Origin of the sequence: Propionicimonas sp., assembly GCF_034927565.1 — a bacterium.
Classification (GTDB): domain Bacteria; phylum Actinomycetota; class Actinomycetes; order Propionibacteriales; family Propionibacteriaceae; genus Propionicimonas.
Window position 1 is genome coordinate 53,781 of record NZ_JAYFPT010000033.1, and the last position, 8,104, is coordinate 61,884.

The following is an 8,104-nucleotide window of genomic DNA, read 5'->3' on the forward strand; positions in this document are numbered from 1 at the left end:
ATGCCACGCTGTCCTGCTGGCCATACCAGTGTCGCGACGGACTTCTGCGATACCTGCGGCCTGCCCATTCCGAACGACGCACCGACCACCGAGCCCACCGGCTCGCCGGCGGCACCCGAACCGCTGCAGCCGCCGGCACCGCTGGTCTGCCCGAACTGCGGCACCCCCAACGTCCCCGACGCCCTGTTCTGCGAGGCCTGCGGCAACGACTTCCTCGGCGGCTCCCCCGCCGCCTCGCCGGTCGAGGCCGCCGCGGACGGCATCTGGGACGCCGAGCCCACCGCTTCGCCGAGCGAGCCTGTCGAGGCCGGCATCCCGCCGGCCGATCCCGCCGCGACCGGCATTCCGGCCGCACCGCTCGGATCGACCCCGGTGCCACCGCCGGCCCAGCCCGCGACGCCACCCTCCCAGCCGACACCGGCCAACCCGGTGGTGGACTGGGTGGCCGAGTTGTGGATCGACCCGGACTGGTACGCCAGCCAGGGCTCCACCGACCCGCTGCCCTCCCCCGGCCTGCCCGACATCGTGCCGCTGGTGAAGCAGACCAACCTGATCGGACGGGTTTCGCGCAGCCGTAACATCTATCCCGAGATCGACTGCGAACTCGATACCGGCACCAGCCGGCGCCACGCCCGGCTCAGCACCGACGGCTCGCGCTGGTGGATCGAGGACCTGGAATCCGCCAACGGCACCTTCGTCGGCTCGGCGTCCGGCCCGCTGCCGGCGATGCCGATCCCCCGCGGTCGCACCGAACTCGGCCCGGACGCCCGGATCTACGTCGGCGCCTGGACCCGGATCGTCGTCCGTCGCGCCACCACCGACGAGCGGGAGGCCTACGCCGGATAGCCGCCCGGGGCGCTAGGCTCCTGCGCCGAGAGGAGCTGCCATGTCGCAACCCACCAGCCACACCGTCCTCACCAGCGCCGACAGCGGTGCCTTCGCCTCGGTGCGGCAGCGCGGCACCACCCGCGATCAGCGGTTCGCCCTGGGCCGGGCGTTGCGCGAGAAGGTCCCGATTGCCGCGCTCGGCGTCTGGAACGCCACCCAGGCCCGGCCGGACCCGATCGATCTGATCAACGAGTCCCACCGCGGTCGGGTCGAGGAGCTGATCCCGATCCGGGTCGGACGGATGGTCTCCTCGCCGTACGGCTTCTACCGCGGTAGCGCGGTGGTGATGGCGGCGGACGTCGCCGCGCTGCCGATCACCGGCATCATGCCGGTCATCTGCGGTGACGCCCACCTGGGCAACTTCGGCTTCTATCGCTCGCCCGAGGGCGACCAGGTGATCGACCTCAACGACTTCGACGAAGCCCATCCCGGAGCCTGGGAGTGGGACCTGCGCCGGCTGGTCGCCGCGGTCTGGGTGGCCGGACGCGAGAACGGCTACGCCGAGGACGCGATCGCCGAGGCCGTCCACGCCTGCGTGCTGGCTTACCGTGACGAGGTGGCACAGCTGGCCACAATGCCGCTGCTGGCCCGCTCCTACAACCAGCTCGACGTCGAGCGACTGCACGAGACCGCCACCGAGAAGGAGCTGCGCGACGAGATCAAGCGGGCGGCGAAGACCGCCCGCAAGCGCACCTCGGACCGGGCACTGCCGCGCTTCACCACCGAGACCGGTGGCGAACGACACATCGTCGAGGAGTTGCCGCTCACCCGGTCCGTTCGTGGCACGGAGTACGAGCAGTTGGCCGAGGGGCTCGACGCCTACCTCGGCACCCTCGTGCCGCACTGGCGCCGGGTGGTGGGCGGTTACACCCTGGTCGACATCGCCCACAAGGTGGTCGGGGTCGGCTCGGTGGGGCTGCGCGCCTACGTGGCGCTGCTGGAAGGCAGTTCGCCCGACGACGTGCTGTTCCTGCAGCTCAAGCAGGCCCGCCGCTCGGTGCTGGCCCCCTACGTCCACGGCGACAACGCCTGGCACACCCACCAGGGTCAGCGGGTGGTCGAGTACCAGCAGGCGCTGCAGACCGTCTCTGACCCGCTGCTGGGCTGGACCGAGGTGGACAAACGCCAGTACTACGTCCGGCAATTCCGCAATATGAAGGGCACCATCCCGCTGGACGGGCTGACCGCCACCGCCCTGGCCGACTACGCCGGCATCGTCGGCCACCTGCTGGCCAAGGGGCACGCCCGGACCTCCGGTGCGTCCATGATCGCCGGCTACCTGGGCGGCGGCGGCAAGGCCGCCAGGGCCTTCTCCCGGTTCGCCCGGCTGTACGCCGACCAGACCGAGGCCGACCACGCCGCTCTGGTGAAGGCCGCCCGCACCGGACGGGTGCCGGTCGCCGACGGAGCCCTGGCGGTGATGGGCTCGGCCTTCCGTCCCGGCGGATAGCTGCCCTGACTGCTTTGCGCTGTGGGCGGACAGCCTCGGCTTCTCACCTGGCGCATGGGTATACATGACGGTGACGCGCGGCGCGGGCCAGCGAGCGTCCGAGGGGGAAGCCCGGCAACGACGGTTGTCCGCCGGTCGCAGCAACGAAGGAGAACACCGTGGAGATCAAGGTCGGCATTCAGCACGTACAGCGCGAGATCACCGTCGAGTCCGACGCGTCGGCGGCCGAGGTGGAGGCCGAACTCCGCAAGGCCCTGTCCGACGAGACCATCCTGACCCTCACCGACGCCAAGGGCCGCAAGGTCCTGGTCCCGGTGGGCAAGATCGCCTACGTCGACCTGGGCCAGGAGCACACCCGGCCGGTCGGTTTCGGGGCATCGTAGCCGGACAGGGTAAGCTCTTCGTCGGTACGCACCCAATCGTGCGTCCTCACCGTGACCGAGCGTTCGCGCTGCCGGTGGGTTGCTCGCCCCAGCGCGATCGCTGGACAACGAAAAGGCATGGCCCTGAACACTGATCTGAACGAGCCCGCAGTCAAGGCGGACGAGAACCACACCTTCGCCGACCTCGGCGTCGTCGAGCCGATCACCCAGGCCTTGGAGGCCGTCGGCATCACCCACCCCTTCCCCATCCAGAGCCTCGCCATCCCGATCGCGATCGCCGGCACCGACATGATCGGTCAGGCCCGCACCGGCACCGGCAAGACCCTCGCCTTCGGCATCACCCTGCTGCAGCGCATCCTCGTCGCCGGCGACGAGGGCTACGAGCAGGCGCCGTTCAAGGACCTGCCGCAGGCCCTGGTGATGACCCCGACCCGCGAACTCGCGCTCCAGGTCTCCCGCGACCTCGAGGTCGCCTCCAGCGTCCGCAAGGCCCGCGTCCTGACGGTCTACGGCGGAGTCGGCTACGAGCCGCAGCTCGACGCCCTGGCCGACGGGGTGGACGTGGTCGTCGGCACCCCGGGACGGCTGCTGGACCTGGTGCAGCGCCGCAACCTCAACCTCGCGCACGTGAAGGTGCTGGTGCTGGACGAGGCCGACGAGATGCTCGACCTGGGCTTCCTGCCCGACGTCGAGCGGCTGATCTCGAAGACCCCGCACTCCCGCCAGACCCTGCTGTTCTCCGCGACCATGCCGGCGGCGGTGATGGCCCTGGCCCGGATGCACCTGAACCAGCCGGTGAACGTCCGCGCCGAGACCCGCGACGCCCAACTCACCGTCCCCGACACCACCCAGTTCGTCTACCAGGCCCACGACCTCGACAAGCCTGAGATCGTCGGCCGGGTGCTGCAGGCCGAGGGTCGCGGGCGGACGATGATCTTCACCCGCACCAAGCGGGCCGCGCAGCGGCTGGCCGACGAACTGGTCGATCGCGGCTTCAGCGCCACCTCACTGCACGGCGACCTCACCCAGGTGCTGCGCGAGAAGGCGCTGAAGAAGTTCCGCGAGGGCAAGGTCGACGTGCTGGTCGCCACCGATGTGGCGGCGCGCGGCATCGACATCACCGATGTGACCCACGTGATCAACTACGAGTGCCCCGACGACGACAAGACCTACGTCCACCGGATCGGACGGACGGGTCGCGCCGGCGCCAAGGGCGTGGCGATCACCCTGGTCGACTGGGCGGACATCACCCGCTGGAAGGTGATCAACAAGGCCCTCGACCTGCCGTTCACCGAGATCCCCGAGACCTACTCGACCTCGCCGCACCTGCTCACCGACCTGAACATTCCTGCGGGCACCAGGGGACGTCTCAAGGAGGCCGCGCCCCAGCCGCCTCGAGAGCCGCGGGAACGCCGGGACCGGGGCCGCCGCTCCGACGACAAGCCGCGTGACGGCGAGAAGCGGGGTGACGGCGAGAAGCGGGACTCCCGTCCGCGCCAGAACCGGAATCGCCGCCGCACCCGCAACGGCCGACCGGTGGAGCGCCCCAGCGAGCCGGCCACCGAGTAGCCCGCAACCGGGGATGGCGGACGTGCCCCGCAACTCGCCCACGGCGAACCGCAGGAGCCGGCACCGGGTCCGGCGGACGCTGCTGGCGGGACTGGCCGGACTGCTGCTCACTGGCTGCGGCAGCACCGGCGGGGTCGGACCGGTACCGCGTCCGGTCGACCCGGTGTCGTTCCCCGCAACGCCGAGGGTCGCGGCCACCCCGCTTCCGCTCGGCACCGCGACACCGACTCCCGAACCAGCTCCGGTGGAGCTCCGGGTGATGAGCTTCAACGTGCGCCACGCCGACATCAGCGCCCGAAGCGCGCATCATCCCGACGCCCGGGAGTTCCAGTGGACCACCTCACGAGGTCCGGCAGCGGTGAAGTACGTCCGGCAGGCCGACCCCGACATCATCGGCTTCCAGGAAGTGAAGCCCCAGATGAAGGGCATCAAGGGCCAGCGCATCCCCGGGAAGATGATCACGGTGCTGGCCGGCGGCCTGCCGGCCTACACCTTCACCGCCACCCCGGAGCGGAACAACTTCCTACCGATTGCGTTCAAGACCGGGAAGTTCACCCTGCTGGATTCTGGGCGCATCCAGATCCAGTACACGACCGACAAGGGCAGCGATTCCAACCGGTTTGCCACCTGGGCGATGCTCAAGGTCACCCAGACCGGCCAACGCCTGCTGGTCGCCAACCTGTGGGCGAACGACGGCTCGCGGCGCTACTGGGCGATCGGCCGGGCGCTGGCCTGGCAGCGGCTGCTGCCGGCCCTGGCCGACCTGACCGACGACAACCGGATCCCCGCGATCACGCTGGGTGACTTCAACGCCGTCGACGACCGCGATGAGTACCCTTTCAACGCACACCTGACGGCCTTTCCCGAAGCCGGCTGGCTGGACGCGAGTCAGGCTCCGATCACCCTGCAAAAAATGCCGGACGTCGCCTCCTACAACGGCTGGGGCCAGAAGGTCGACGGGGTCTTCCGGCCGAACGCGATCCGGACCGGACCGCGGCTTGACTACATCTGGACACACGGCGGCATCACGCCGCTGACCTGGCAGATCTTCCTGCCCGAGATCGAGTACCGGACGGTGGACGGCAGAAAGCTCCCGTTCGCGAAGGGCACCATCCCCTCCGACCACTGGCCGGTGGTGGCCGATCTCGCGCTACCGCCGGCCGCGCACTGAGACCGCCGGTCCGGCGCTGGCCCGTCAGCGGTCCACGCGGGCCGAGCCGCCGCCGGCCAACTTGAGCACCTCGGCCTTCGTCGCCGTGCTGGTGTCCCCCGGCGTGGTCATGGCCAGCGCGCCGTGGGCGGCGCCGTACTCGACCGCGGTCCGCAACTCCTCACCCTGGACCAGGCCGTAGATCAGCCCGGAGGCGAACGAGTCACCGCCTCCCACCCGGTCGAGCACCTCCAGGTGCGGACGAAGCGTGGCCTGGACCACCCCGGTCGGCTGTGACCAGGCGATCGCACCCCAGTCGTTGTCCGAGGCACTGTGGACAGTGCGCAGCGTGGTGGCGATCACCGCAAAGTTGGGGTAGGCCCGGGAGACCTCGTCGATCATCGCCGCGAAGGCGTCGACCTCCAGCCGGGACAGGCTCTCGTCCATCCCTGCCACCTCGAAGCCGAGCGCAGCGGTGAAGTCCTCCTCGTTGCCGATCATCACGTCCACGTACCGGGCGAGTTCGCGGTTGACCTCGCGGGCCTTCGCCTGGCCGCCGATCGACTTCCACAGGCTGGGCCGGTAGTTCAGGTCGTAGGAGACGATCGTGCCGTACTTCTTGGCTGCCTTCACCGCCGCCAGCGCGGTCTGGGCGGAGGTCTGTGACAGCGCCGCGTAGATGCCACCGGTGTGCAGCCAGCGGACACCGAGGGTGCCGAACAGGTGGTCGAAGTCGACGTCCTCGGGACGCAACTGCGAGATCGCGGTCAGGCCCCGGTCGGACACCCCCACCGCCCCCCGCACCCCGAAGCCGCGCTCGGTGAAGTTCAGCCCGTTGCGGACGGTGCGCCCCACACCGTCGGAGGCCATCCATTCGATCAGCGAGGTGTCCACCCCGCCGGCCAGGATGCAGTCCTCCACCAGCCGGCCCACCGGGTTGTCGACCAGGGCGGTCACCACGGCGGTGCGCAGGCCGAAGGCGCGGCGCAGGCCACGGCTGACGTTGTACTCCCCGCCGCCCTCCCACACCCGGAAACTGCGGGTGGTGTGGATCCGTTCCTCACCCGGGTCGAGCCGGAGCATCACTTCGCCCAGCGAGACCGCGTCGTAGCGGCACTCGGCAGCCGGACGCACCGCGATCGCGCTCACACTTCCTCCTGACTGGCCGCAGCGAGCACGGCAGCCGCAGTGAGGTCACCGACGGTGGCGAAGTCGCCGGCGCGGATCGCCGCCGGCGGCACCATCCAGGAACCGCCCACCGCCGCGACGGCCGGGAGCGACAGGTAGTCGTGCAGGTTGGCCAGCGACACTCCACCGGTCGGGACGAACCGCACCCCTCCGAACGGGGCAGCCAGGGCCCTGATCGCCGCCGGACCACCCGAGGTGCCAGCCGGGAAGAACTTCACCGTGTCGATGCCCAGCTCCAGCGCGGCCTGGATCTCGGTGGCGGTGACCGCTCCGGGCAGCACCTCCACGCCCCGCTCCCGGGCGCGTTCGACCACCGCCCGGCTGAGGCCGGGCGACACGATGTAGCGGGCGCCCGCGTCCACCGCCTGGTCCACCTGGGACGGCGTGAGTACCGTCCCGGCGCCGACCAGGAGGTCGCCGCGGGCGGCCAGGATCCTGATCGCCTCGGCAGCGGCGGTGGTGCGGAAGGTCACCTCCGCCACCGGCAGGCCACCCGCCACGAGGGCCTCGCCCAGCGGCCAGGCGTCGGCGGCGGCGTCCAGGACCACGACCGGAATGATGCGGAATCGGGAGAGAGAACTGAGAACGTCCATCGATCTGTTTCGCTAGGAGGAACGGTGATACCGCTTTGCGAAACAATCATTCACCGAGGCTGGTCAAATGGCAAGGCGGACGGAAATCGGAGGCCGTCCGGAAGCCGTGCGCCGGCCACCTCGAACAGCAGCCAGGCGAGTTCCGCCGCCCGGGTCCGGCCCATCCGTTCCACCGGGACGGTCACGCTCACTGCGGCGATCGGGTCGTCGCCGCGCAGCAGCGGTACCGCCACGCAGGCGATACCGGGCTCGTTCTCCTCGCTCTCGGTGGCGTAACCCCGGGAGCGGGCCGTCGCCACCGCCTGCTGCAGGACGGCCGGGTCGCCAGCGCCCTCAGGACGTCCGAGGTAGCGCGGCAACAGCGACGCGTCCACGTCGCTGAAGGCGAGGATCGCCCGGCCCAGGGCGGTCGTCCCCGCGGGCATGCGGCGCCCCACTGCCGACCACACCCGGACGGCACGCTCGGGCTCGACCTTGTCCAGGTAGACCACCTCAGTACCGGCCAGGACGCCGAGATGCACCAGCTCACCGGCACGCGCACATACCGCGGTCAGCGCCGGACGAAGCAGCCGGGGCAGGTTCTCCTCCCCGAAATAGGTCGCTCCCAGAAGGGTTGCCGCGACCCCCAGCAGATACCGCGAGCTCACCGGATCCTGGCTGACGAAACCGCGGTACCGCAGGGCTGCCAGGGTTCGGTGCAGGGTCGTCTTGTGCAGCCCCAGCCGGGCAGCGAGGTCAGCGAGGGTGACACCGTCGACGCTGGCGTCGGCCAGGGCCTGCAGCACCAGCAGCGCGCGGTCCACGGCCTCCACGGGTGAACCCCCGTCGGGGTGCGCCGTACCCCTGGATCCGGTTTCTGCGTCGCTGCGCCCCGCCTGCATGC

8 protein-coding genes are annotated in these 8,104 nt (G+C 70.5%); 5 read left to right on the plus strand and 3 right to left on the minus strand.

The features are described from left to right. The 5 genes from VB080_RS06950 (at position 1) to VB080_RS06970 (ending at position 5,461) form a co-directional block, all read left to right on the plus strand. On the plus strand, positions 1 to 846 hold the full coding sequence (locus tag VB080_RS06950; protein ID WP_323417709.1) for an FHA domain-containing protein: 846 nt from the start codon (positions 1 to 3) through the stop codon (positions 844 to 846). A gap of 40 nt (positions 847 to 886) precedes the next feature. Further along, positions 887 to 2,338 (plus strand): DUF2252 domain-containing protein, encoded by a 1,452-nt coding sequence (locus VB080_RS06955; RefSeq protein ID WP_323417710.1) that lies wholly within the window; start codon positions 887 to 889, stop codon positions 2,336 to 2,338. Positions 2,339 to 2,496: 158 nt separating this feature from the next. Continuing rightward, positions 2,497 to 2,721 carry a DUF3107 domain-containing protein gene (locus tag VB080_RS06960; protein WP_323417711.1) on the plus strand — a complete coding sequence of 75 codons (225 nt, stop codon included), beginning with the start codon at positions 2,497 to 2,499 and terminating at the stop codon, positions 2,719 to 2,721. A gap of 117 nt (positions 2,722 to 2,838) precedes the next feature. Further along, positions 2,839 to 4,290 (plus strand): DEAD/DEAH box helicase, encoded by a 1,452-nt coding sequence (locus VB080_RS06965; RefSeq protein ID WP_323417712.1) that lies wholly within the window; start codon positions 2,839 to 2,841, stop codon positions 4,288 to 4,290. A 22-nt stretch (positions 4,291 to 4,312) separates the two neighbouring features. Further along, the gene (locus tag VB080_RS06970; protein ID WP_323417713.1) at positions 4,313 to 5,461 is read left to right on the plus strand and encodes an endonuclease/exonuclease/phosphatase family protein; all 1,149 of its coding nucleotides are present in this window, start codon (positions 4,313 to 4,315) and stop codon (positions 5,459 to 5,461) included. 24 nt (positions 5,462 to 5,485) lie between these two features. On the opposite strand, the gene VB080_RS06975 is transcribed toward VB080_RS06970, so the two are convergent. From VB080_RS06975 to VB080_RS06985, 3 genes are read right to left on the minus strand one after another with little or no spacing between them, the layout of a single operon-like run. Continuing rightward, positions 5,486 to 6,589: a sugar kinase gene (locus tag VB080_RS06975; RefSeq protein ID WP_323417714.1), complete on the minus strand. Its 1,104-nt coding sequence runs from the start codon at positions 6,587 to 6,589 to the stop codon at positions 5,486 to 5,488. Continuing rightward, positions 6,586 to 7,221 carry a bifunctional 4-hydroxy-2-oxoglutarate aldolase/2-dehydro-3-deoxy-phosphogluconate aldolase gene (eda, locus tag VB080_RS06980; protein ID WP_323417715.1) on the minus strand — a complete coding sequence of 212 codons (636 nt, stop codon included), beginning with the start codon at positions 7,219 to 7,221 and terminating at the stop codon, positions 6,586 to 6,588. The genes VB080_RS06975 and eda overlap by 4 nt, the downstream gene beginning before the upstream one ends. A gap of 50 nt (positions 7,222 to 7,271) precedes the next feature. Next, the gene (locus VB080_RS06985) at positions 7,272 to 8,033 is read right to left on the minus strand and encodes an IclR family transcriptional regulator (protein WP_323417716.1); all 762 of its coding nucleotides are present in this window, start codon (positions 8,031 to 8,033) and stop codon (positions 7,272 to 7,274) included. Positions 8,034 to 8,104 lie beyond the last annotated feature (71 nt).

Coding starts and splice junctions, on each gene's coding strand:
- VB080_RS06950 (WP_323417709.1), top strand. CDS start 1: ATGCCACGCTGTCCTGCTGGCCATACCAGTGTCGCGACGGACTTCTGC.
- eda (WP_323417715.1), bottom strand. CDS start 7,221: ATGGACGTTCTCAGTTCTCTCTCCCGATTCCGCATCATTCCGGTCGTG.
- VB080_RS06955 (WP_323417710.1), top strand. CDS start 887: ATGTCGCAACCCACCAGCCACACCGTCCTCACCAGCGCCGACAGCGGT.
- VB080_RS06965 (WP_323417712.1), top strand. CDS start 2,839: ATGGCCCTGAACACTGATCTGAACGAGCCCGCAGTCAAGGCGGACGAG.